Source organism: Streptosporangium sp. NPDC049248, assembly GCF_040678965.1.
In the GTDB taxonomy this organism is placed as follows: Bacteria; Actinomycetota; Actinomycetes; order Streptosporangiales; family Streptosporangiaceae; genus Streptosporangium; species Streptosporangium fukuiense.
Window position 1 is genome coordinate 146,257 of sequence record NZ_JBFAQY010000015.1, and the last position, 20,720, is coordinate 166,976.

The window sequence follows — 20,720 nt, forward strand, 5'->3', positions numbered from 1 at the left end:
CCACTGACACAGGAAAGGAGACAGCACCCGTGGCCCTTCCCCAGATCGCCTCCTACCCGCTGCCAAAAGAAGGCGATCTTCCCGAGAACCAGGTGGCCTGGCGCCCTGATCCGCGCCGCGCCATCCTGCTGGTCCATGACATGCAGAACTACTTCCTCGCCCCCTTCGCCGTCGGCGCCGCACCGCTGACCGGGCTCATCGACAACATCGGTCTGCTGCGCGAGGCCTGCGCCGGGCTGGGGGTTCCGGTCGTCTACTCGATGCAGCCCGGCGGCCAGAGCAGCCACGAGCGCGGCCTGCTCCAGGACTTCTGGGGCTCGGGCATCCCCGGTTCGCAGGAGAGCGAGATCGTCGCGAGCCTTCTCCCCGCGGCGTCCGACATCCTGCTCACCAAGTGGCGTTACAGCGCCTTCCGCAGGACCGACCTGCGCACCCGGATGGACGCCATGGGTCGCGACCAGATCATCGTCTGCGGTGTCTACGCCCACATCGGCTGCCTCATGACCGCCTGCGACGCCTTCATGCAGGACCTGCAGGCATTCCTGGTGGCCGATGCCGTCGCCGACTTCTCCCGGGAACACCACACCATGGCCCTCGCCTACGCCGCCCAGCGCTGCGCGGTCACGGCCGTCACCGGTGGCCTGTTGCGCGGGTGGGACCCCGCGCCGCAGGCCACCGAGACGGCCGGTGGCGGCTAGCCGGCCGCGGGAACCCGCTTTCGCGAGGCCGGGGCGCCGCTGAGGCGCGTCACGCCGTCGCCGGAGCGGCCCGCGATGAGGCCGCCAGGCGCCCCGATCGATCCAGGGCGACCACGGCCGCGGCGCAGCCAAGGCCGATCAGCACCAGGGCCAGCCACGGCAGGCTCGGCAGACCCGCCCGCGTGCCCAGATCCAGCGCCCACCCGGTGAGCAGGTTGCCCGCGGCGATGCCGATCCCGGCCAGGGTGCTGTAGAGCCCGTAGTAGGTACCCACCATGTGCCGACCGCCGAAGACGGCGATGGTCGCCATCTCGAACGGGTAGATGATCATGGTGGCCAGGCTGAGCAGCGCCGCCGTCCCCAGGACGGGGAGCAGCACGAGCACCCCGGCGGCGCCGCCGGACGTGCCGGCGCTGCCCGCCCAGGGGGCGGCCAGGGCCACCGGGACGAAGGCGAGCCCCATCAGGACCAGACCTCTGGCGATGGCCTGCGGCGGTCGCCACCGCCGGGTCGCCCACGCGGTCAGGCGGGCCTGACCGACGATGGTCAGCACCGCGGAGACCACGAAGACGAGGGTGACCCCCAGCTCGCCACCCGTCACCCGGCGGATCTCCAGTGGTAGGCCCAGATAGACCTGGAAGTTCAGCACGTACGAGCCGATCATGGCCAGCGAGAAGAGCAGGAAGGGTCGGTTGCCGAACACCTCGCGCCAGTCGAGCAGCACGCTCCGTCTCTCCTCGGCCCGCGGGCGGTCGCCTTTCGGCAGGGCCCGCGTCTGGGCGACGGTGAGCACGGCGAACATCACGCCTGCGACCAGGCAGACGAGCCTGAAGGCCACCGCGTTGAGCAGCAGGCCGACGAGCGGCCCGATCAGGATGCCGAGCTGGTAGAAGGCGTTGAACGCGGCGAACGCCTCGACCTTCCGCGCCCCGGCCTCCTGGGCGAGGTAGGCCCGCACGGCGGGGTTGAACAGTGCGCCGGCGAACCCGGTCAGGGCCGAGGCGGTGACCAGCATGGGCAGCGAGTCGGCCACGGCCAGCATCAGGAACGCGAGGGTGCGCAGCCCGCACCCTGCGACGATCATGGGTTTGTGGCCGAGCCGGTCGGCGAGGGTGCCGCCGACCAGGAACATGCCCTGCTGGCTGAGGTTGCGGATGCCCAGGATCAGGCCGACCAGTGCTGCCGGCAGCGCCAGCGCTCCCGACAGGTGACCGGCCAGGTAGGGCATCAGCATGTAGAAGCCGACGTTGATGGTGAGCTGGTTGACCAGTAGCAGTCTCACCGGCCGGTCGAAGGAGCGGGCCAGGGCCAGGGTGCTTCTCACCGCCGGACCTCTTCGTCTTCGGAGGGTGTCCTCCCGGCGGTCGCGCCGCCTTCCGGAGAGGCGGGTGTTCCCGCGCCGCCGTGTCCCGGGACGGTGGGGTCGAGCACGGTCGTACACCGGGTCCAGCGGGTCAGCTCGCGCTCGGCGGGATGGACGATCTCGTCGGGGTCGGTCGCCGCGGGTGTGCCGAGCAGACCCCGTTCGGTGCAGTAGTCGTCGTTGAACACGGTGTCGAAGTAGCGGTGCGGGCCGTCGGGGAAGATCGCCGCTATTCGGGTGTGGCCGGGCAGCGTGCGGGCCAGCCAGGAGGCCACCAGGGCCACCGCGCCGACGCTCCATCCGCCGGTGGCGTACCGCAGCGCGGCCAGGCGCCGGCAGGCCCAGACCGCTTCGGCGGGCGCGACCCAGTGGACCTCGCCGAACGCCTCGTATGCCACGTTGCGCGGGTAGATGCTGCTGCCCAGGCCGCGCATGAGCCGCGAGCGCGCGGGCTGGCCGAAGATGGTCGAGCCGATCGTGTCGACGCCGACGAGCCGGAGGTCGGGATAGAAGCGCCGTAGCGCGCGGGAGACCCCGGCGCTGTGACCGCCGGTGCCCACGCTGCACACCAGGACGTCGATCCGCCCGAGCTGGCCGGCCAGTTCCATGGCCAGCCCCGTGTAGGCGGTGACGTTGTCGGGGTTGTTGTACTGGTCCGGGCAGTAGGCGCCCGGGTGCTCGTCGAGCAACTCCAGCACGCGCCGGCGGCGAGCCTGCTGCCAGCCGCCCACCGGGTGCGGTTCGCCGACGACGACGACACGTGCTCCGTAGGCGGCCAGCAGCCGGCGCATCAGCGGCTCCATGCCCGGGTCGGTCACCAGTGTCACCGGGTGGCCGCCGACGATGCCGGCCAGCGCCAGGCCCAGGCCGAAGGTCCCGCTGGTGGACTCCACGATGGGTGCCCCGGGTCGCAGCAGGCCGCGCTCGCGTGCCCGCTCGACGATGTAGAGGGCGGAGCGGTCCTTGATCCCTCCGGGATTGTTGCCCTCCAGCTTCGCCCAGAATCCACGCCCCTGCCCCGAGGCGATCTCCGGAACCCAGAGCACCGGGGTGTTGCCGACCACGTGCTCGGGGGCGTGGCAGGTGGCTCCGGTGATCAACTGGCTGAGCGAGGCGGTGGCGATCTGCGGCGAACTCGCAGTGATCTGCGATGAACTAAGTGTATATATCATGATCCGTTTCCCCTGGATGCGATGTGATCGGCTCGCTGACGGGCGTGCGCGAACGACGGCTCATACCGCTCAGCGGGAGCGTGGAGTCGTTGGCGGCCCGAGGGGCGGGCTATATGCGGGAAACGGATTTGAGAAGAAGTAACGCGGCCCCGGGGGGCGGACGGACCGGTTGCGCGCGACGCCGCGCGGGCGGCGGTGAAGGTGTCGCGGCATCCTCGACCACCGCCGGGTCGCCGAGGACCGGTCCGGACGGCACCAGGACGCGCGTGCCGGTGATCTGCGCTCCGGCCGCCGCGCCGCACAGGTGGTGGTCTTCGTCGACGGGCGGCACCGGGCACGGTAGGTGCTCCGCCGGCGTCCCCGCGCCGATCAGGGTGAGAAGCCCGGTGGCGCCTACCTCGACGGTCGGCCCGGGGGCGCGATGATGGCCCCGGTGGACGGGGGCCACCACACACAGTGTCAGGTGCATCAACACTGCGGCACCGAGTACGACGAGCCCTAGCGCGAAGGCGACGCCTCCGTGCCGTGCGACCCGCCGCATCGATGCGATCATGACCACAAACGTACATTACTGCTTGCTGTCATCTGACTGCGGGGGGTTACTTTATGCTCTTAAAGGCTCCTATGAGCGCTGGAAACCATGCCGGCACCGGCCGCTCCAATGTCGAGTGCTCCACGCTGCGACCGGCCACGAGACCCGCGCTGTGCGCACGAACGGGAGCCGTGTCCGGGTGATACGCCGGTGCATCGGCCGGGGGCGCGAAGGCGCGCCGGCGGAGCGGCGCGTCTAGTGCCTGAGGCCGCAGGGGCAGGGCAGGCCGGCCGGTTCGGGGGGATCGGCCCAGTGCAGGGCGATGAACGGCTCGGTGCGGCAGGGATGGTGCACCCGTTCGCGGGTGATGCGGTAGCGGGCCGTGCCCTCGGGCTCTTCGGGCGAGCGGCGCGGGACGGGCACGGTGAGGGTGCCGATGTCCTGGTCGATGTGGGTGAGCATGCCGTGGCAGGGGCCGCCCAGGCAGATGGCGTTACGGGGCTGGTCGCCGCTCATGCCGTACCCCCTGCCGTACCTCCTGACGGGCGGCCGGGCGGGCCGGGGCGGCAGTGTGCGCCGTTCCGGCCCGCCGGGGTCGCGGATCGCGTCATCGGGGGTCAGGGGGCTTGGAAGCCGGCCTTGGTCAGCACGTCCTCGCCCTGCTGCGACAGCACCAGATCGACGAACCGCCTGGCCGCCTCGGGGGCCTTGGACAGGGTGGCGATCGGATAGTCGTTGATCGCCTTCTCCGCCTCGGGGAAGTCGATGCCCGAGACCTTGCCGCCGGAGGAGATGACGTCCGTCCTGTAGACCAGGGCGGCGTCGACCTCGCCGAGTGAGACCTTGGCCAGAGTGGCCTTGACGTCCTGTTCCAGGGTGACCGGTGTGACCTTCAGTCCGGCCGCGTCCAGCGCCTTGACCGCCGCCGCACCGCACGGCACCTGCTCGGCGCAGAGGGCGACCTTGACCTTCGGGTCGGCCAGGTCGCTCAGACCGTCGACCTTGGCGGGATTGTCGGCGGGTACGGCGATCTGGAGGACGTTGCGCACGAAGGTGACCGGGGTGCCGGCCAGGGAGGCGTCGGTGACGGTCTTCATCGTGGCCGGGCTGGCGGCGGCGAAGACGTCGGCCGGGGCGCCCTCGACGATCTGCTGGGCCAGGGTGGCGCTGGAACCGAAGTTGAACCGCACGGTCGTGCCCGGGTGCGCGGCCTCGAAGGTCCTGCCCAGCTCGGTGAACGTGCCGGTCAGCGAGGCGGCGGCGAACACGGTCAGGGTCGTGGCCCCGTCTCCGGACGACTCGCCGGAGGAGGCGGAGGTGGCCGGATCGCCGGCACCGCAGCCGGACAGGCCGGCGGCCAGCGCCAGCGCGATGGGGGCCGCGACAGCCCACCTGGAAAGACGCCTGAACAACGAGGGCTCCTCACTGACTTCGCCGTGCCGACCCAGAACGTCGCCACCGACAATCACGATACCTTCGCATATTCAGGCTTCAAGAGGCAGTACCCATGGCAACCAATAAAGAGGTCTCCGTTATCTCATCGCACCTGCGGCAAGCAGTCGGTTGTGCTCGCAGCTCGCGTGTCTCTCGTGGGTCCGTTCCTGTCTCCGGTCGCCGGACGTTCCCCGGAACGGAACAGTGCCGGTGGCACTACGCTGCCGTGTCATGCAGGAGACGCGCCTCGACACTGCTCGGATCCGGGCGGCTCGCCGGGTGATCGACCCGATTTTCCTCGACACTCCGCTGTACCGCTGCGAGGCGCTGGAGCCCGACCTCGGGTGCACGGTGAGCATCAAACTCGAAACGGCGAACCCGGTCCGCAGCTTCAAGGCCCGCGGCACCGAGCTGGTCGCGAGCCTGCTCGCCGACAATGGTCGGCGAGCCGTGGTGTGCGCCAGCGCGGGCAACCTTGGTCAAGCCCTCGCCTGGTCCGGTCGCGGCCGGGGGCTCGACGTCACCGTCGTGGCATCTCGCTTCGCGCCCGCGGCCAAGCTTGATCGCATCCGCGCGTTGGACGCCAGGTTGGAGCTGGTGGACGGCGACTTCGACATGGCTCGCGAGCGGGCGGCGGCCATCGCGCGGTACGACGGCATCCGGCTGGTCGAAGACAGCCTGGACATCGAGACCTGTGAGGGCGCGGCGACCATCGGCCTGGAACTGGTGGACACCGTGCCGTCGTTCGACGCCGTCCTGATCGCTCTCGGCGGCGGGGCGCTGGCCACCGGTGTGGGTCATGTGGTGAAGGCACTGGCGTCCGAAGTCGAGGTGATCTGCGTCCAGCCGCTGGGCGCACCGGCGATGACACACTCGTGGCGCCAACGCCGCGTCGTCACCACCGACTCGACCGACACCATCGCCGACGGCGTCGCCGGCCGGTGTCCCATCCCGGCCGTCCTGGACGACGACCTCCTCCTGGTCGCCGACGACGCCGTCCTGGTCCAGGAGGCGTCGATCACCGCCGGTATGCGGATGCTCCTCGACCACGCCGGCCTCGTCGTCGAACCGTCGGCCGCGCTCGGCATCGCGGCGATCCTCGAAGACCGCGACCGCTTCGCCGGCCGACACGTGGTCACCATCGTGTGCGGCAGCAACGTCGACGTGGACGCCTATCACCGCTGGGTCGGTGCGGCTCCCGTCCACGGATCCTGACAGTTGCTCGGATGGTCACCCGGTAACGCAGAAGGCCGTTCCTGATCTCTCAGGAACGGCCCTCTACCTCGGGACTTCACTCAACGTCGGGGTGACAGGATTTGAACCTGCGGCCTCTTCGTCCCGAACGAAGCGCGCTACCAAGCTGCGCCACACCCCGGTCACACGTCCGGTCTTGCTCGTGCTTGGGAAAGTCTAGCGGACTTCGTGGATGCTTGCGTCGCCGCGCCGGCGGGGCACCAGGGTCAGCAGGCTGGCCTCGGGGTAGCAGGCGAAGCGGGCCGGAGCGTAGGGGCTGGTGCCGAGGCCGGCGGAGACGTGGAGGTAGGCGGAGTCGTGGCGGCTCATGCCCTTGACCCGGGCCCGGTCGATGCCGCAGTTGGTGACCAGGGCGCCGTAGAAGGGTACGCAGAGCTGGCCGCCGTGGGTGTGACCGGCGAGCAGCAGCTGGTAGCCGTCGGCGGCGAAGCGGGTCATGTTGCGGGGCTCCGGCGAGTGCATCACCCCCAGCCGCAGGTCGGCCTCGGCCGGTGCGGGGCCGGCGATCAGGTCGTAGCGGTCGCGGTTGATGTGGGAGTCGTGGATGCCGCCCACCGCCACGTCAAGATCACCGACCTTGACCCGGGCGGTGGTGTTGTTCATGTCGAGCCAGCCCTCGGCGGCCATGGCGGCGCCCAGTTCCTCCCAGGGAAGCGTAGGGATCTTCTGGCCGTAGTCGGCCTTGGAGGTGCGCCAGAGATAACGCAGCGGGTTCTTCGGCTTCGGCTCGTACATGTCGTTGGAGCCGTAGACGAACAGCCCCGGACGCGACAGCAGGGGCTCCAGGGCATGCATCAGGGGCGTGATCGCGTCGGGGTGCGCGATGGAGTCGCCGGTGTTGACCACCAGGTCCGGGTGGAGGGCTCCGAGCGAGCGGACCCAGTCGATGAGCATCCGCCTGCCAGGGGTGAGGTGCAGGTCGGACAGGTGCAGGATGCGTACCGGACGCTGTCCCGGCTCCAGAACGGGCACGTCGAAGCGGCGCAGCCGGAACGCGTTACGCTCGACGATCGAGGCGTACGCGAGGCCGGCCAGGCCGACACCGAACAGGGACAGGGGCACCGCGGCTGCTTTCCTCACCTTCTCATCATGCCCGAGATCGGCCCTGCGGACGGAAACTCTGGATACAGCGGGGCTGGTGAGGCGGCAAGATGGACCGCATGAGCGCATTGAAGGACAAGCTGAAGGCCGATCTCACGGCCTCCATGAAGAGCAGGGACGAGATCCGCACCCGCACGATTCGCATGGCCCTCGCGGCCGTGAACGTCGAGGAGGTCTCGGGTAAGGCGGCGCGCGAGCTCAGCGACGACGAGATCGTCAAGGTGCTCGCCAAGGAGGCCAAGAAGCGCCGGGAGGCGGCCGAGGCGTTCAGCGGTGCCGGCCGGGCGGAGCAGGCGCAGGCGGAGATCGACGAGCAGGCCGTGCTGGAGGCCTACCTGCCCGCCCAGCTCTCCGACGAGGAGCTCGCCGTCCTCGTGGACGAGGCCGTCGCCGAGAGCGGCGCTTCCGGGCCGCAGGCCATGGGCCAGGTCATGAAGATCGTGAACCCGAAGGTCGCCGGGCGCGCCGAGGGTGGTCGCGTCGCACAGGCCGTACGGGCGCGCCTCGCGTCCTCCTGACCCGGGAGGTCATGGCGGCGCCCCTCCAGGTAGGACGAGAGCCCTCCTCGCCGGCCCTTCGAAGGGCCGGCGAGGAGGGCTCCGGTGTCCCGAGGATCCTTTGCCTACCGCGGTCGGTCAGGCGGCGCCTCGCCGCGTTGCCGTCGGTCACCGCGGCACGCCGCGGCTCCTTCCTCCGCCTTGCGAGACACCACCTGACCGATCCTCGTCACGGCAAGATCCACGGAATAGGGCCTAGGGGATGACCGGAGGGATCGTGATGCCGCCGTTGACCTCCCGGCCGCCCTCGTCCGGCGAGGGCGGCCGGTCGTCGCCGCCACCCCCACCGCCACGACGGTCACCGCCACCGCCACGCCGGTCGCCGCCGTCACCCCGGTCGGACTTCGGCGGCGGCTTGGGCGCGCACCGATTGCCGGTGCAGCCGCCGAAGCGCTCCATGTTCACCGGGGTGAAGGAGGTCGGAGAGACTCCCCTGAGCGCGTTGATCATGGAGTTCTTCCAGATCGGACCGGCGATCGAGGCACCGTACACGTAGCTGTAGTAGCGCCCGCCGATGGTCACGCCGATCAGGTCGTGCCCGAAGGCGCCGCGCGGGTCGCCGACGCTCACCGCGGAGGCGAGATCGGGGGTGAACCCGGCGAACCAGGCGGCGGTGTAGGCGTCGGTGGTTCCGGTCTTGCCGGCCGCGTCGCGGCCGATGCCGCCGACCTGGCTCATCGTGCCCTTGGTGAAGACCCCGGACATGATGTGGGTGGCCGCGTCGGCGACCTCCTCGTCCAGGACCTGCTTGCACTTGGGCTTGTACGACGTCTTCTTGCCCTCGCGGTCGGTGCTCTCGGTGATCACCATCGGCCGGCAGTAGGTGCCGCGGGCGGCGATCGTCGCGTAGGCGGCGGAGACGGTCACCGGGTCCATCTCGTTGATGCCGAGCGTGAAGGTCTCGAACTCCTTCAGCGGGTTGCCGTCGGCGCGCTGGATGCCCAGGTTCTTGGCCATCTTCACCGTGTCGCAGAGGCCGACCTCCTGCGACAGGCGCATGAAGAAGGTGTTCACCGAGCCCAGGGTGCCGGTGGTCAGGGTGTTGAAACCGCCGGGACCCTCGCTGGAGTTGGTGACGGTGTGACCGGGCTCGCCGACCGCGTTGCCCTTGCAGTCGCGGAACGAGCTGTGGCTGGGGGCCTGGTAGCCGGTGCCGGTGTTGAAACCGTCGTTCAGCTTCATGCCCTTGTCGAGGGCGGCCAGCAGGGTGAAGGGCTTGAACGTGGAGCCGGCCTGGAAGCCCGCTCCGCCACCGTGCAGCCGGTCGCCGACCAGGTTGTAGCTGATCTCGTTCTTCTTCTTGTTCCCGCCGAACTTCCGGCTGGCGGCCATCGCCTTGATGGCGCCGGTGCCGGGGACGACCATCGCCTGCGAGGCGACAGGCTTGTCGCTGGTGTGGACGAACTGCCGGATCGCCTTCTCCGAGGCCTTCTGCGCCTTCGGGTCGAGCGTCGTCTTGATCGTCAGGCCGCCCCGCTGGAGCAGCCTCTCCCGCTGCTTGCGGGTCTTGCCGAAGTCCTCGTTGGAGGCGATCTCCTGCTGGACGTAGAGGCAGAAGTAGGGGTAGTCGCTCACCTCGCAGCCGCCGGGGGCCGCGATGTTCTTGAAACCGAGCTTCTTCTTCTTGGCCTCTTCCGCTTCCTGCGTTGTGATCTTGCCGAGCTCGGCCATCCGGCTCAGCACGATGTTGCGCCGCTCAAGCAGCCGCGCGCGGGCGGCCTTTCCCGCCCCCGGGTCGGTGACGCTCGGGTTCTGCACGGCTCCGGCCAGGGTGGCCGCCTCCCACAGGGTCAGCTTGGAGGCGGGCTTGTCGAAGAAGCGCCTGGACGCGGCCTGGATGCCGTAGGCTCCCGCACCGTAGTAGGAGATGTTCAGGTAGCGTTCGAGGATCTCCGACTTGGTGTACTTCTCCTCGACCGCCAGCGCGTAGCGCAGCTCGTTGAGCTTGCGGGAGAGCGTCGGCGCGATCGCGGCGTCCTGCTCCTCCTTGGTCTCCGCGGCGTTGACCAGCACGAGCTTGACGTACTGCTGCGTGATGGAGGAGCCACCCTGGACGACCCCGCCGCCCGAGACGTTTTTCACCACCGCGCGGAAGGTGCCTTCCAGGTCGATCGCCCCGTGCTCGTAGAACCTGGTGTCCTCGATCGCCACGATCGCCGTCTTCATGACGTCGGCGACCTGGTCGAGCTTCACCGACTCGCGGTTCTCGAAGTAGAACTGGGCGAACTGCTTGCCGTCCGCGTCGAGCAGGGTGGTCTTCTCCGCGAGGGGAGGTTCCTTGAGTTCCTCGGGGAGAAGACGCAGCTCGTTCGTCGCCGCGTTCACGGTCATCCCCGCGCCACCCACCGCCGGGAGCGCCACCGCGGCGACGAGCACACCTGTGACAGCCGCCGCGCCGAGCAGCTTCAGCACATTGCCGACCGCCGACCCCTGGTCTTTGCCTTGAGCTTGCACGAGACCCAGGGTACGTCGGACGGATAACGCAAACGGTAACGGAACCCTGTTTTGCCATGACTTCGTGCTGTATCGCAGGTGGGTGACTAGTCATTCCCGGCCAGATGGCCGTGGATGACCATGTAAGAAATTGGTCCCGCCGGGGTCTGTCGGCCCGAACGTCTGGTTGCGTACGGTCTCTTTCTGCAGCAATTGAATACCGAGGCCCGACGCCCGCGCCCGTCGGCCCAAGTCACGACTGACCACCTAAGGGGAGTGGGGTCGAATGTGGATCACGGATTGGACCTCCCGTGCGGCCTGTAAGGGTGCGGATCCTGACGCTTTGTTCGTTCAGGGTGCTGCCCAGAACCGAGCAAAGCTGATCTGCCGAGGATGCCCGGTCCGGACCGAGTGCCTCGCCGATGCGCTGGACAATCGCATCGAGTTCGGGGTGTGGGGCGGGATGACCGAGCGCGAACGCCGAGCGCTGTTGCGTCGGCGGCCGGATGTCGACTCCTGGCGGGACCTGCTGGAGTTGGCCAAAGAAGAATATGAGCGGACGAATGAGCTGATCGCCGGCTGAGTTCGCGCCGATCCCGTACGGCTGGCGCCGGGCGCCAGCCGTACACGCATGTCACGGGTAGGCGAACGCGCGCTCCGGGGTCCGGCAGGCCGTTGTGACGGCTACCGCGACGGCTACTGGGCGGCCAGCAGGTCGCCCACCTCGCGCAGCCCTTCCAGGTCGTGCACGTCCTGCGACATGGCGGGGACCCGCGCGACGGGCACCGTGGGGTGGGCGGAGATGAAGTGCTCCTGCTCGCGCTGCTCGCGAGCGGCCAGCTGCATCCGGTCCGCGTGCAGCCGCAGTACGGCGGAGGTGAGCTCGTGCTCGCCGCGCGCCTCCAGGTCTTCGGCGGCGGCGGCGCTCCGCGCCCCGGACAGCACGGCCGCGGGCGAGCGGTGCACCCGGTTGACCACGAGGCCCGCCAGGGGCATGCGCTCCTCGGCCAGCCTCTCCACGAAGTAGGACGCCTCGCGTATCGCGTCGCGCTCGGGTGAGGCCACGACGAGGAACGCCGTTCCGGGAGCCTGCAGGAGCCGGTAGGTCTGGTCGGCCCGCGCCCTGAAACCGCCGAAGACGGCGTCCAGCGCGGACACGAATGTCTGCAGGTCCTTGAGCACCTGCGCGCCCAGCAGCTTGGTCAGCGCTCCGGCGACGATACCGAAACCCGCGTTGAGCAGCTTGAACGCGCTCCGCCCGCCGGCCTTGGCGGGGGCCATGAGCAGCCGGATGAGCCGGCCGTCGAGGAAGCGGCCGAGTCGCTCGGGGGCGTCCAGGAAGTCGAGCGCGGAGCGGGACGGAGGGGTGTCGACGATGATCAGATCCCAGTCGTCCGACCGCCGGAGCTGGCCCAGCTTCTCCATGGCCATGTATTCCTGCGTGCCGGCGAAGCTGGACGAGAGGGACTGGTAGAAGGGGTTCGTCAGGATCTGGCGAGCTCGCTCGGGGTCGGCGTGCGCCTCGATGATCTCGTCGAAGGTCCGCTTCATGTCGAGCATCATGGCGTGCAGCCGGCCCTCGCCCTCGACGCCCACGACGAGCCTGGGGGTGTTGTCGAGTTCGGTGAGCCCCATCGACTGCGCCAGCCGCCGCGCGGGGTCGACCGTGAGCACCACGGCGGAACGGCCGCGTTCGGCCGCGCGCAGTCCCAGGGCCGCGGCGGTGGTGGTCTTCCCGACGCCGCCGGAACCGCAGCAGACGACGATCCGCGTGTGCGGGTCGTCGATGATCGCGTCAAGGTCGAGGACCGGAGGGGTCTTCACGCTGCTCCTTGGGTGCGGATCGATTCCGCCAGCTCGTACAGCCCGGACAGGTCCACCCCGTCGGCCAGTAGGGGCAGCTCGTAGCGGGGGCGCGCGGCCCCCTCCAGCGCCAGCCTCTCGTCGCGCTCCAGTTCGGTGCGGCGGGCGTGCTCGGCGATCTCCTCGGTCAGGGCCTCGGCCACCGTGACCGCGGCGGAGCCGCCATCGGTGAGTCCCGCGGCCTTGAGGCCGAGCACCAGCTCCGCCGGGTCGAACCGGCTCTCGGCGGCGGCCTCCAGGACGGAGTCGGGCAGCAGCGACTCGCGGACCATGTTGATGAAGATCCCCCCGGGCGGGAGCCCGGCGGTGCGGAGCTCGCCCAGGCCGTCCAGGGTCTCCTGGACCGGCATCTCCTCCAGGAGCGTGACGAAGTGCACGGCGGTCTCCGGAGAGGAGACGACGCCGTTCACCAGATCGGCGTGGTTCTTGATCGGGCCGACCCTGGCCAGCCCCGCGACCTCGTTGGTGACGTTGAGGAAGCGCACGATCCTGCCGGTCGGCGGCGCGTCCAGCACGACCGCGTCGTAGACCCGTCGGCCGTCCTTGCCCCTGCGCCGGACGGCCTCGCTCGTCTTGCCGGTGACCAGGACGTCGCGGAAACCGGGGGCGATGGTGGTGGCGAAGTCGACGATGCCGATCTTGGTGAGTGCCCGGCCGGCCCTGCGCATGCCGTAGAACATCTCAAGGTACTCGAGCATCGCCTCTTCGGGGTCGATGGCCAGCGCGTAGACGTCCCCGCCGTCGGGTGCGACGGCGATCTTGCGCTCCTCGTAGGGCAGCGGCGGCAGGTCGAAGACCTGGGAGATCCCCTGTCGGCCCTCGACCTCGACCAGCAGGACCTTGTCGCCGCCCGCCGCGAGGGCGAGCGCGAGTGCGGCGGCCACCGTCGTCTTGCCGGTGCCACCCTTGCCGGTGACGACGTGAAGGCGTACGCCGTCCCAATCGGTGTCGCGAGCTCTCACCTTTCGAAGGCTACCCAACGGTTACTTGACAACTCTCCGGTGCCTTCCCGGGTGGCACTCAAAAGGCATCGTTGCCCGGCGGGGCCGAGACGGGAGCCGGTGCCTGCCCCGGGGGCGGCCGGAGAGCCTCTTTCGCCGATCACACTGGTCAGCAAGGCGGTGTGGGCCGGGTGGTCCGGGGCCGGACCCGCCCGAAGCCGGAGGCACGGCTCGGGAAGCCGTGCGTCGCCCTCTCGCTAATCGATCGGACGTGGAAAGTAAATATGTGGATTCTCACAGTGGGCCGCCCTGGCCGCCGGCCCGCCTCCGGCGCCCACCGGGCGGGGGACATGAGCCATGCCGGGCGCTCGCGGACCCGTAGTGGGCGGCTCGCCGGGAGCCGTCTCGCTAATGTGTCCCGCATGACGAAATGGGAGTACTCGACAGTGCCGCTACTGGTACATGCGACGAAGCAGATTCTCGACAACTGGGGCCAGGACGGCTGGGAGCTCGTCCAGGTCGTGCCGGGGCCCAACCCCGAGCAGCTGGTCGCCTACCTGAAGCGGCCCAAGCAGTGACGGCCGAGGAGAGGCTGGCGGAGCTGGGCCTGACCCTGCCGGAGGTGGTGCCGCCGCTGGCGGCGTACGTCCCGGCGGTGCGTTCGGGTGACCACGTCTACACCTCGGGGCAGCTTCCGGTGGTGGACGGCAAGCTGAAGGCCGGCGGGAAGGTCGGCGCCGAGGTGGGCGTCGAGGACGCCTACGAGCTCGCGAGGATCTGCGCGCTCAACGCCCTCGCCGCGGTCGCGTCGGAGGCCGGAGGACTGTCGAACATCGTGCGGATCGTCAAGGTGGTCGGGTTCGTGGCCAGCGCCCCCGGTTTCACCGGCCAGCCGCAGGTCGTCAACGGCGCCAGCGAGCTGCTCACCGCGGTGCTCGGCGACGCGGGCAGGCACGCCAGGAGCGCGGTCGGTGTCGCCGTCCTCCCGCTGGACGCGCCGGTCGAGGTCGAGGTGATCGCCGAGGTCCGCTGAGGTCGAGTGGACACCCGGCGCCGGCGAGGCCCTGACGGCCGCGAGGGCACACCGACGGTCCGAGGGCGGGGAGAGCTCGCCGGAGGCCGTGGAGATGCCGTGGGGCCCGCCGGGGGCCGTCTCCCGGCGCCCCACCCGCCGGGGCGGTGCGCCGGGAGGGACCCCGCGATTGTCCGGGGCGGTGCCGTGCCACATGATGGACCCGGCAACCGAGTGATGTTCTGGCGGAGGGTCTCAAATGGGCGGTATCCCGCTTCCTGGCGAGTTCGGTGAGCGTGCACGCGACATTCTGGCCGGGCGGGTCGCGCCGGTACCCGCGCGAGACGCCGCCACCGTGGTCATCCTCCGCGAGAACGCCGGCCGGGTGGAGGTCTACCTACTGAGGCGCAAGGCGAGCATGGCCTTCGCCGCCGGGGCCTACGTCTTCCCGGGTGGGTCGGTCGACCCGCGCGACACCGACCAGGAGATCACCTGGGCCGGCCCCTCGCCCGCGGCCTGGGGTGAGGTCTTCCACGCGGACGAGCAGACCGCGCGGGGCCTGGTGTGCGCCGCAGTGCGGGAGACGTTCGAGGAGTCGGGGGTACTGCTGGCCGGGCCGTCCGCGGAGTCCGTCGTGGCCGACACCACCGGTGACGACTGGGAGGCCGACCGGCTCGCCCTGATCGACAGGACCCTGTCCTTCGCCGACTTCCTCGGCAGGCGCGGCCTGGTCCTCCGCTCCGACCTGCTCCGCCCCTGGGCCCACTGGATCACTCCCGAGGTCGAGAACAAGCGCTTCGACACCCGCTTCTTCGTCGCCGCGCTCCCGCCGGGCCAGCTCACCCGTGACGTCGGCGGCGAGGCCGACCAGGTGGTCTGGGTCCGGCCCGCCGACGCGCTCGACCAGGGGAGGGCCGGCCAGATCTTCCTGATGCCCCCGACCCATCGCACGCTCACCGAGCTGTGCGCCTACGACAAGATCTCCGAGGCGCTGGCGGCCGAGCGTGAGATCGTGACCTTCATGCCCGGGATCGCCGAAGTGGACGGTGAGATGCGCATCGTGCTCGACGACGACTACGAGTTCGGCGGTTCGCGGTGAGCGGGCTGCGGATCCCGCTGGAGGGGCCCGACGGCGCGGGTACCGAGCACGCGCTCAACCTGCTCGCCCCCAACCCCTCCGAGATGACCCTGGACGGTACCAACACATGGGTGATCGGCCTCGGTGAGGAGGTGCTGGTCGTCGACCCCGGCCCCGATGACGAGGAGCACCTGGCGCGGGTCGCCGGCCATCTGGAGGGCCGCCGGGTCACCACGATCCTGCTGACCCACGGGCACCACGACCACAGCGGCGGTGCCGCGAGGTTCGCCGGGCTGGTCGGCGCGCCCGTCAGGGCGCTGGACCCCACGCACCGGCTGGGCGAGGAGGGGCTCGGCGACGGCGACGTGCTCACCGTCGGGGACCTGGAGCTGCACGTGGTGGGCACGCCGGGCCACTCGTTCGACTCGCTCTGCTTCTGGTTGCCGCGGGACAGGGCGATCCTCACCGGCGACACCGTGCTCGGCCGCGGCACCACCGTGATCGCCTCGGACGGTGATCTGGCCGACTACCTCCGCTCCCTGGACCTGCTCAGGGCGAGGGCCGAGCAGGTCGGGGCGGAGGCGTTGCTGCCCGGTCACGGGCCGGTGCTTCCCGATCCGATCGGCACGCTCGACGGCTACATCGCGCACCGGCGGCGGCGGTTGGACCAGATCCGCCAGGCCAGGGAACAGGGGGCGACGACGCCCCGCGAGATCGTCGAGATCGTCTACGCGGAGGTGGACAGGTCCCTCTGGTTCGCCGCCGAGATGTCGGTTCGCGCGCAGCTCGCCTATCTGGACGGCCAGGTTCGCCCCCGGCGGACCCCGCCGTGATGAGGGCCTGCCGGAGGGCGGGGCCCGTCAGCGCGAGCGGTTGTGCAGCCGCTCCAGGTCCATGATGACCACGGCCTTGGCCTCGATGCGCAGCCAGCCGCGCTGGGCGAAGTCGGCCAGTGCCTTGTTCACGGTCTCGCGGGAGGCGCCGACCAGCTGGGCCAGCTCCTCCTGGGTGAGGTCGTGGTGGACCCGCACGCCGTCGTCGACCCGCTGGCCGAAGCGGTCGGCCAGGTCCAGCAGGGCCTTGGCCACCCGTCCCGGCACGTCTGTGAAGACCAGGTCGGCCAGCACGTCGTTGGTACGGCGGAGGCGCTGGGCCAGGGCGCGCAGCAGGTGAAGGGCGACCTCGGGACGGCCGGTCAGCCAGGGGCGCAGGTCGTCGTGTCCGAGCCCGGCCAGCAGGACGTCGGTCAACGCTGTGGCGGACGCCGTGCGGGGACGGGGGTCGAACAGGGAGAGCTCGCCGAACATCTCACCCGGGCCGAGCACGCTGAGCAGGTTCTCCCGGCCGTCGGGCGCGGTGCGGGAGAGTTTGATCTTGCCTTCGAGCACCACGTAGAGGCGATCCCCGGTCTCGTTCTCGCTGAAAAGGGTCTGTCCCTTGGCGAGGCGCACCTCGGAGATGCTCGTGCGCAGCGCGGCGGCGCTCTCCCGGTCGAGCGCGGCGAACAGAGGGGCCTTGCCCAGCACATCGTCGGAGTTCACAGTGCCTCCCGTTTCACGGCTCACGCAGTCATTGTGACCCATCCCACCGAGCGGCTCTGCGGGGGGCCTTGAGCGTAGGCTGTCGGGGTGCCCCGCAATGTCAGCCCCGGTGGTGAATCCCAGCTCGCTCTGGTCCGTCGAGCTCGGCGAATGGACCGAATCCTGGCGGAGGCCTATCCCGACGCCCATTGCGAGCTCGACTTCCGCAATCCTCTCGAGCTGTTGGTCGCGACGATCCTGTCCGCACAGTGCACGGACAAAAGGGTCAATACGGTCACTCCTACCCTTTTTGTGAAATATCCCACAGCAGAAGACTACGCCGGTGCGGACCGGGCCGAGTTGGAGGGGATCATCCGGCCCACCGGGTTCTTCCGGGCCAAGGCCAACAGCATCATCGGCATGGCCCAGGTCCTCTGCGGGCGCTTCGGCGGTGAGGTCCCCGGGAGGCTCAAGGACCTGGTGACCCTGCCGGGGGTCGGCCGCAAGACCGCCAACGTGGTGCTCGGCAACGCCTTCGGGGTGCCCGGCATCACCGTCGACACCCACTTCCAGCGGCTCGTCCACCGCTTCCACTGGACCTCGGAGACCGACCCGGTGAAGATCGAGCAGGTCGTCGCCGAGCTCATCCCGAAGCGCGACTGGACGATGACGTCCCACCGCCTGATCTGGCACGGCCGCCGCGTCTGCCACGCCCGCACGCCGGCCTGCGGAGTCTGCCCGCTCGCCGCGCTCTGCCCCTCGTACGGCATCGGCCCCACGGATCCCGTCCGGGCCGCCAAGCTGGTGCGCCCCGGCCCCTTCTCGTGATCTTTTCCGCACCGCTGTGGTAAGACCGACTCCGGGCACTGGCGGATCCGCCGACATCCCGCCGCTACCGGGAAGCGCGGGGCGGGACGCCGTGTTGCAGAGGACCGGAGGTGTGCCCGTGGAAGAGGTTCCCGGATGGTTGGAAACGCTGGCGGAGCGGGTCGCGGGAACGCCGGTGCCCTCGATGTTGCGCCCGCCGGCGTCCGGCGGGCGGTCGGCCGCGGTGCTGCTGCTCTTCGGTGAGGGGCCGCTCGGCCCGGACGTGCTGCTCATCCAGCGGAGCTCGAACGGGCGCACACACGCCGGTCAGCCCGCGTTCCCGGGCGGCGGGGTGGACCCGGAGGACGACGGCCCGATCGCCGCGGCGCTGCGCGAGGCCGTTGAGGAGACCGGTCTCGATCCGACAGGCGTCCGGGTGATCGGGACCATGCCCGAGCTGTACGTGAGTCACAGCGACAACCGGGTGACCCCGGTGCTGGCCTGGTGGCACACGCCCTGCGTGGTCCACGCGGCCTCGCCGGACGAGGTGGAGTCGGTGGAGCGGGTCCCGATCCGCGAGCTCGTCGATCCGGCCAACCGGATCAGGTTGCGCCATCCGAGAGGCTACTCGGGGCCGGCGTTCCGGGTGCGCGGGCTGCTGGTGTGGGGGTTCACCGCGGGAGTGCTCGACACCGTGCTCGGCAGTTCGGGTTTCGAGCTTCCCTGGGATCATTCACGGATCGAGGACATTCCGCCCGACGTCCTCAACCTCGCGTCCCGTTGACAGGGCCAGACCGAGGCGAGCCCAGTCGGCCACGTCCCCGTCGGGATCGAGGGTCAGCCGTCTCAACGCGGCCAGGCCCGTCGGGTCGGGTGGGCTGCCCATGATGTTCGGCAGCGCGTAGGCGGCCCCGTACCTGATCCGGGGGTCGGCGTGTTCGGAGAGGGCGATCACCGACGGCAGCGCGCGGCGGTCCCTGAGGTGGCCGAAGGCGATCAACACCGAGTAGAGCACCAGGCGGTCGTCCTCGCCGACGGACAGGGCGCGGAGCACCGGCAGCGTCCGGTCGACGAAGCCGAGTCGTCCCAGGATGTCGACCCCGAGCATCCGCTCGGCCGCGGTCTTTCCCGAACAGAGTCTCCGGGCCGCGGTGAAGGTCTCCAGATCGCCCCGTTCCTGCAGCCGGGTGATCGCGCGCCAGCGGGCCGCGCCGTCCTGATCTCGCTCCCGTAGCGCGGTCTCGATGAGAGACGCCACGGTCGCCGCTCCTCCGATCATCGCCATCCGGCCACGATAACCGCAGAGACCTCGCAGAAGGTGTGCACGCGCGGGGCAGGGGCTGGATACCGTAAGGGAGTGAGCGGTGATCTCCTCGACCTCATCCTGATCGCCCTGATGGTGGCCTTCGCGGTGTCGGGATACCGCCAGGGGTTCATCATCGGGGCTCTGAGCTTTGTCGGTTTTGTCGGCGGTGGCCTGCTGGGCATGTTCATCGCCCCGCCCATCGCCGGAGCGGTGGTCGACGGTGAGACCGAGCGGGCGCTGCTGGCGATCGTCATCGTCTTCCTCGCCGCCACGATCGGTCAGTTCGCGTCGTCGACGATCGGCGCGGTGGTCCGCAGCCATGTCACCTGGGAACCCGCCAAGGTCGTCGACGCGGTCGGCGGCACCTTCGCGAGCGCCTTCTCGGTGCTGATCATCGCGTGGCTGATCGGCTCGTTGATCACCTCCTCGCAGTTCACGCTGCTCGGGGAGCAGGTCAGTAAGTCCCTGCTGATCAAAACGGTCGATCAGACGATGCCGAAGCTGGCCAGGGACCTGCAGAAGCCCTTCAGGGACTTCATCGACACCTCCGGCTTTCCCAGGGTGTTCGACGGCATAGCGGGCGGCCAGTTCGTCGAGGTCGCGCCACCCGACCGGAGCGTGCCGAAGAGCGCACAACTCACCCGGGCCCGCCGGGGCATCGTCAAGGTCCAGGGCGTGGCCTCCAGCTGCCGCAAGCACATCGAGGGCACCGGGTTCGTCTACGCCCAGGACAAGATCATGACGAACGCGCACGTGGTCGCCGGGGTCGACCAGGACCTTCAGGTCATCGACCATCTCAACAACGTCCACTCGGCCCAGGTCGTGCTCTACAACCCCGACAGGGACATCGCGATCCTGCGTGTCCCCAACCTGAACCTGCCGATCCTGCGCTTCGACGGCACAGCCAAGAAGGACGACGACGCCATCGTCGCGGGCTTCCCGCACGGCCAGGGTTACACCATGGAGCCGGCCAGGATCAGGGACCGGCAGAAGGCTCAGGGGCCCAACATCTACGAGCACAAGACCGTCAACCGGGATGTCTACTGGATCCGCGGCCTGGTCCGGCAGGGCAACTCCGGCGGGCCGCTGCTCACCACCGACGGCAAGGTCTACGGCGTCGTCTTCGCGGCGGCCACCGACAGGGCGGAGACCGGCTTCGTGCTGACCGCCGCCGAAGTGGCACCGGACGCCGAAGACGGCTCCAGGCTGTCCAACCGGGTGAACACCCAGGAGTGCACCCGGAGCTGATCAGGCCACGGACGTCCCACTTGGATTCGCTCCCTCGGGGGGAACCAGACACCGGATCAGGTCTCTGATCACCGCGATGGCCGTTTCGGCGTCCAGGTCGCCCAGCCTTCCGGCCGCCACCGCCATCTCCTCGTACGGCGTGCCGTACCGGCTGATCCGGTCGGCGCCCCGGGCGAACAGCGTCGCGGCTCCGCCGCGGTTGCCCCGCTGCAGGTGGGTGAGGCCCACGCAGATCTGCGCCAGCCCCTGCCACAGCTCGCGCTCCTGGGCGGGGGAGTTCTTCCAGCGGCCTTCCAGCACCTCGTGGGCGTGGAACGGGCGTCCCTCGCCGAGCAGCCTGTGGGCCTCGGAGAGGGCCTCCTCCGCGCTCGGCGCGTAGTCGTCCGGAATGCGTGCCACGC

At 70.0% G+C, this 20,720-nt stretch carries 23 protein-coding genes and 1 tRNA gene; 11 read left to right on the forward strand and 13 right to left on the reverse strand.

Going from position 1 to position 20,720, the window contains the following annotated elements; genetic code table 11:
* Positions 1-29: 29 nt before the first annotated feature.
* Positions 30-698 carry an isochorismatase family protein gene (locus AB0K21_RS25880; RefSeq protein ID WP_343961699.1) on the forward strand — a complete coding sequence of 223 codons (669 nt, stop codon included), beginning with the start codon at positions 30-32 and terminating at the stop codon, positions 696-698.
* 49 nt (positions 699-747) lie between these two features.
* Here AB0K21_RS25880 and AB0K21_RS25885 read toward each other — a convergent pair whose 3' ends face one another.
* From AB0K21_RS25885 to modA, 5 genes are all read right to left on the reverse strand, one after another.
* Positions 748-2,022, reverse strand: coding sequence for an MFS transporter (locus AB0K21_RS25885; RefSeq protein ID WP_343961701.1), 1,275 nt, complete (start codon positions 2,020-2,022; stop codon positions 748-750).
* The gene (locus AB0K21_RS25890) at positions 2,019-3,233 is read right to left on the reverse strand and encodes a PLP-dependent cysteine synthase family protein (RefSeq protein ID WP_364153905.1); all 1,215 of its coding nucleotides are present in this window, start codon (positions 3,231-3,233) and stop codon (positions 2,019-2,021) included. The genes AB0K21_RS25885 and AB0K21_RS25890 overlap by 4 nt, the downstream gene beginning before the upstream one ends.
* Positions 3,234-3,342: 109 nt before the next feature.
* Positions 3,343-3,786 (reverse strand): hypothetical protein, encoded by a 444-nt coding sequence (locus AB0K21_RS25895; protein WP_343961705.1) that lies wholly within the window; start codon positions 3,784-3,786, stop codon positions 3,343-3,345.
* A 234-nt stretch (positions 3,787-4,020) separates the two neighbouring features.
* Positions 4,021-4,281 (reverse strand): hypothetical protein, encoded by a 261-nt coding sequence (locus tag AB0K21_RS25900; RefSeq protein WP_364153909.1) that lies wholly within the window; start codon positions 4,279-4,281, stop codon positions 4,021-4,023.
* Positions 4,282-4,382: 101 nt separating this feature from the next.
* A complete protein-coding gene (gene modA, locus AB0K21_RS25905; protein WP_343961711.1) occupies positions 4,383-5,177 on the reverse strand; it encodes a molybdate ABC transporter substrate-binding protein in 795 nt (264 codons plus the stop codon).
* A 253-nt stretch (positions 5,178-5,430) separates the two neighbouring features.
* On the opposite strand from modA, the gene AB0K21_RS25910 reads away from it, so the two are divergent.
* Complete coding sequence (locus tag AB0K21_RS25910; protein ID WP_364153913.1) at positions 5,431-6,414, forward strand: pyridoxal-phosphate dependent enzyme; 984 nt, start codon at positions 5,431-5,433, stop codon at positions 6,412-6,414.
* A gap of 86 nt (positions 6,415-6,500) precedes the next feature.
* Here AB0K21_RS25910 and AB0K21_RS25915 read toward each other — a convergent pair.
* Both AB0K21_RS25915 and AB0K21_RS25920 read right to left on the reverse strand, forming a co-directional pair.
* A tRNA-Pro gene (locus tag AB0K21_RS25915) sits at positions 6,501-6,574 on the reverse strand.
* A 35-nt stretch (positions 6,575-6,609) separates the two neighbouring features.
* Positions 6,610-7,533 (reverse strand): metallophosphoesterase, encoded by a 924-nt coding sequence (locus AB0K21_RS25920; protein WP_343961715.1) that lies wholly within the window; start codon positions 7,531-7,533, stop codon positions 6,610-6,612.
* Between the two features lie 80 nt (positions 7,534-7,613).
* Between AB0K21_RS25920 and AB0K21_RS25925 the strand changes: the two genes are divergently transcribed.
* Positions 7,614-8,072, forward strand: a complete 459-nt coding sequence (locus AB0K21_RS25925) for a GatB/YqeY domain-containing protein (RefSeq protein WP_343961717.1) — start codon at positions 7,614-7,616, stop codon at positions 8,070-8,072.
* 234 nt (positions 8,073-8,306) lie between these two features.
* Here the strand turns inward: AB0K21_RS25925 and AB0K21_RS25930 are convergent, their stop codons facing one another.
* Positions 8,307-10,565 (reverse strand): transglycosylase domain-containing protein, encoded by a 2,259-nt coding sequence (locus AB0K21_RS25930; RefSeq protein ID WP_364153917.1) that lies wholly within the window; start codon positions 10,563-10,565, stop codon positions 8,307-8,309.
* Between the two features lie 265 nt (positions 10,566-10,830).
* Between AB0K21_RS25930 and AB0K21_RS25935 the strand changes: the two genes are divergently transcribed.
* The gene (locus AB0K21_RS25935; RefSeq protein ID WP_012887233.1) at positions 10,831-11,127 is read left to right on the forward strand and encodes a WhiB family transcriptional regulator; all 297 of its coding nucleotides are present in this window, start codon (positions 10,831-10,833) and stop codon (positions 11,125-11,127) included.
* A gap of 113 nt (positions 11,128-11,240) precedes the next feature.
* On the opposite strand, the gene AB0K21_RS25940 is transcribed toward AB0K21_RS25935, so the two are convergent.
* Positions 11,241-12,368: an ArsA family ATPase gene (locus AB0K21_RS25940; RefSeq protein WP_343961734.1), complete on the reverse strand. Its 1,128-nt coding sequence runs from the start codon at positions 12,366-12,368 to the stop codon at positions 11,241-11,243.
* Positions 12,365-13,369: an ArsA-related P-loop ATPase gene (locus AB0K21_RS25945; RefSeq protein WP_343961736.1), complete on the reverse strand. Its 1,005-nt coding sequence runs from the start codon at positions 13,367-13,369 to the stop codon at positions 12,365-12,367. The genes AB0K21_RS25940 and AB0K21_RS25945 overlap by 4 nt, the downstream gene beginning before the upstream one ends.
* A 401-nt stretch (positions 13,370-13,770) precedes the next feature.
* Here AB0K21_RS25945 and AB0K21_RS25950 point away from each other — a divergent pair, with 401 nt between their 5' ends.
* The 4 genes from AB0K21_RS25950 to AB0K21_RS25965 all read left to right on the forward strand — a co-directional run bounded on the left by AB0K21_RS25950 (position 13,771) and on the right by AB0K21_RS25965 (position 16,271).
* Entirely contained in the window at positions 13,771-13,926 is a 156-nt protein-coding gene (locus AB0K21_RS25950) for a DUF4177 domain-containing protein (RefSeq protein WP_012887236.1), read from the forward strand.
* Complete coding sequence (locus AB0K21_RS25955; RefSeq protein ID WP_343961740.1) at positions 13,923-14,381, forward strand: RidA family protein; 459 nt, start codon at positions 13,923-13,925, stop codon at positions 14,379-14,381. The genes AB0K21_RS25950 and AB0K21_RS25955 overlap by 4 nt, the downstream gene beginning before the upstream one ends.
* A 238-nt stretch (positions 14,382-14,619) precedes the next feature.
* Positions 14,620-15,459: an NUDIX hydrolase gene (locus AB0K21_RS25960; protein WP_343961742.1), complete on the forward strand. Its 840-nt coding sequence runs from the start codon at positions 14,620-14,622 to the stop codon at positions 15,457-15,459.
* Positions 15,456-16,271, forward strand: coding sequence for an MBL fold metallo-hydrolase (locus tag AB0K21_RS25965; RefSeq protein WP_343961744.1), 816 nt, complete (start codon positions 15,456-15,458; stop codon positions 16,269-16,271). Before AB0K21_RS25960 ends, AB0K21_RS25965 begins: the two co-directional genes overlap by 4 nt.
* Positions 16,272-16,298: 27 nt before the next feature.
* Here the strand turns inward: AB0K21_RS25965 and AB0K21_RS25970 are convergent, their stop codons facing one another.
* Positions 16,299-16,979 carry a Crp/Fnr family transcriptional regulator gene (locus AB0K21_RS25970; RefSeq protein ID WP_030924182.1) on the reverse strand — a complete coding sequence of 227 codons (681 nt, stop codon included), beginning with the start codon at positions 16,977-16,979 and terminating at the stop codon, positions 16,299-16,301.
* 87 nt (positions 16,980-17,066) lie between these two features.
* Here AB0K21_RS25970 and nth point away from each other — a divergent pair, with 87 nt between their 5' ends.
* Positions 17,067-17,786, forward strand: a complete 720-nt coding sequence (gene nth, locus AB0K21_RS25975; RefSeq protein ID WP_364153924.1) for an endonuclease III — start codon at positions 17,067-17,069, stop codon at positions 17,784-17,786.
* Positions 17,787-17,904: 118 nt separating this feature from the next.
* Positions 17,905-18,549 (forward strand): CoA pyrophosphatase, encoded by a 645-nt coding sequence (locus AB0K21_RS25980; RefSeq protein ID WP_343961751.1) that lies wholly within the window; start codon positions 17,905-17,907, stop codon positions 18,547-18,549.
* On the opposite strand, the gene AB0K21_RS25985 is transcribed toward AB0K21_RS25980, so the two are convergent.
* On the reverse strand, positions 18,499-19,050 hold the full coding sequence (locus AB0K21_RS25985) for a HEAT repeat domain-containing protein (RefSeq protein WP_343961753.1): 552 nt from the start codon (positions 19,048-19,050) through the stop codon (positions 18,499-18,501). The genes AB0K21_RS25980 and AB0K21_RS25985 overlap by 51 nt on opposite strands.
* Positions 19,051-19,122: 72 nt before the next feature.
* On the opposite strand from AB0K21_RS25985, the gene AB0K21_RS25990 reads away from it, so the two are divergent.
* On the forward strand, positions 19,123-20,319 hold the full coding sequence (locus AB0K21_RS25990; RefSeq protein WP_343961755.1) for a MarP family serine protease: 1,197 nt from the start codon (positions 19,123-19,125) through the stop codon (positions 20,317-20,319).
* Here AB0K21_RS25990 and AB0K21_RS25995 read toward each other — a convergent pair whose 3' ends face one another.
* A complete protein-coding gene (locus tag AB0K21_RS25995; protein WP_364153929.1) occupies positions 20,320-20,718 on the reverse strand; it encodes a DUF309 domain-containing protein in 399 nt (132 codons plus the stop codon).
* Positions 20,719-20,720 lie beyond the last annotated feature (2 nt).

Excerpts from the sequence above, each read along its gene's own strand:
- AB0K21_RS25960 (WP_343961742.1), top strand. The coding sequence starts at position 14,620 with ATGGGCGGTATCCCGCTTCCTGGCGAGTTCGGTGAGCGTGCACGCGAC.
- AB0K21_RS25890 (WP_364153905.1), bottom strand. The coding sequence starts at position 3,233 with ATGATATATACACTTAGTTCATCGCAGATCACTGCGAGTTCGCCGCAG.
- AB0K21_RS25985 (WP_343961753.1), bottom strand. The coding sequence starts at position 19,050 with ATGGCGATGATCGGAGGAGCGGCGACCGTGGCGTCTCTCATCGAGACC.
- AB0K21_RS25910 (WP_364153913.1), top strand. The coding sequence starts at position 5,431 with ATGCAGGAGACGCGCCTCGACACTGCTCGGATCCGGGCGGCTCGCCGG.
- AB0K21_RS25925 (WP_343961717.1), top strand. The coding sequence starts at position 7,614 with ATGAGCGCATTGAAGGACAAGCTGAAGGCCGATCTCACGGCCTCCATG.
- AB0K21_RS25895 (WP_343961705.1), bottom strand. The coding sequence starts at position 3,786 with ATGATCGCATCGATGCGGCGGGTCGCACGGCACGGAGGCGTCGCCTTC.
- AB0K21_RS25900 (WP_364153909.1), bottom strand. The coding sequence starts at position 4,281 with ATGAGCGGCGACCAGCCCCGTAACGCCATCTGCCTGGGCGGCCCCTGC.
- AB0K21_RS25935 (WP_012887233.1), top strand. The coding sequence starts at position 10,831 with ATGTGGATCACGGATTGGACCTCCCGTGCGGCCTGTAAGGGTGCGGAT.
- AB0K21_RS25950 (WP_012887236.1), top strand. The coding sequence starts at position 13,771 with ATGACGAAATGGGAGTACTCGACAGTGCCGCTACTGGTACATGCGACG.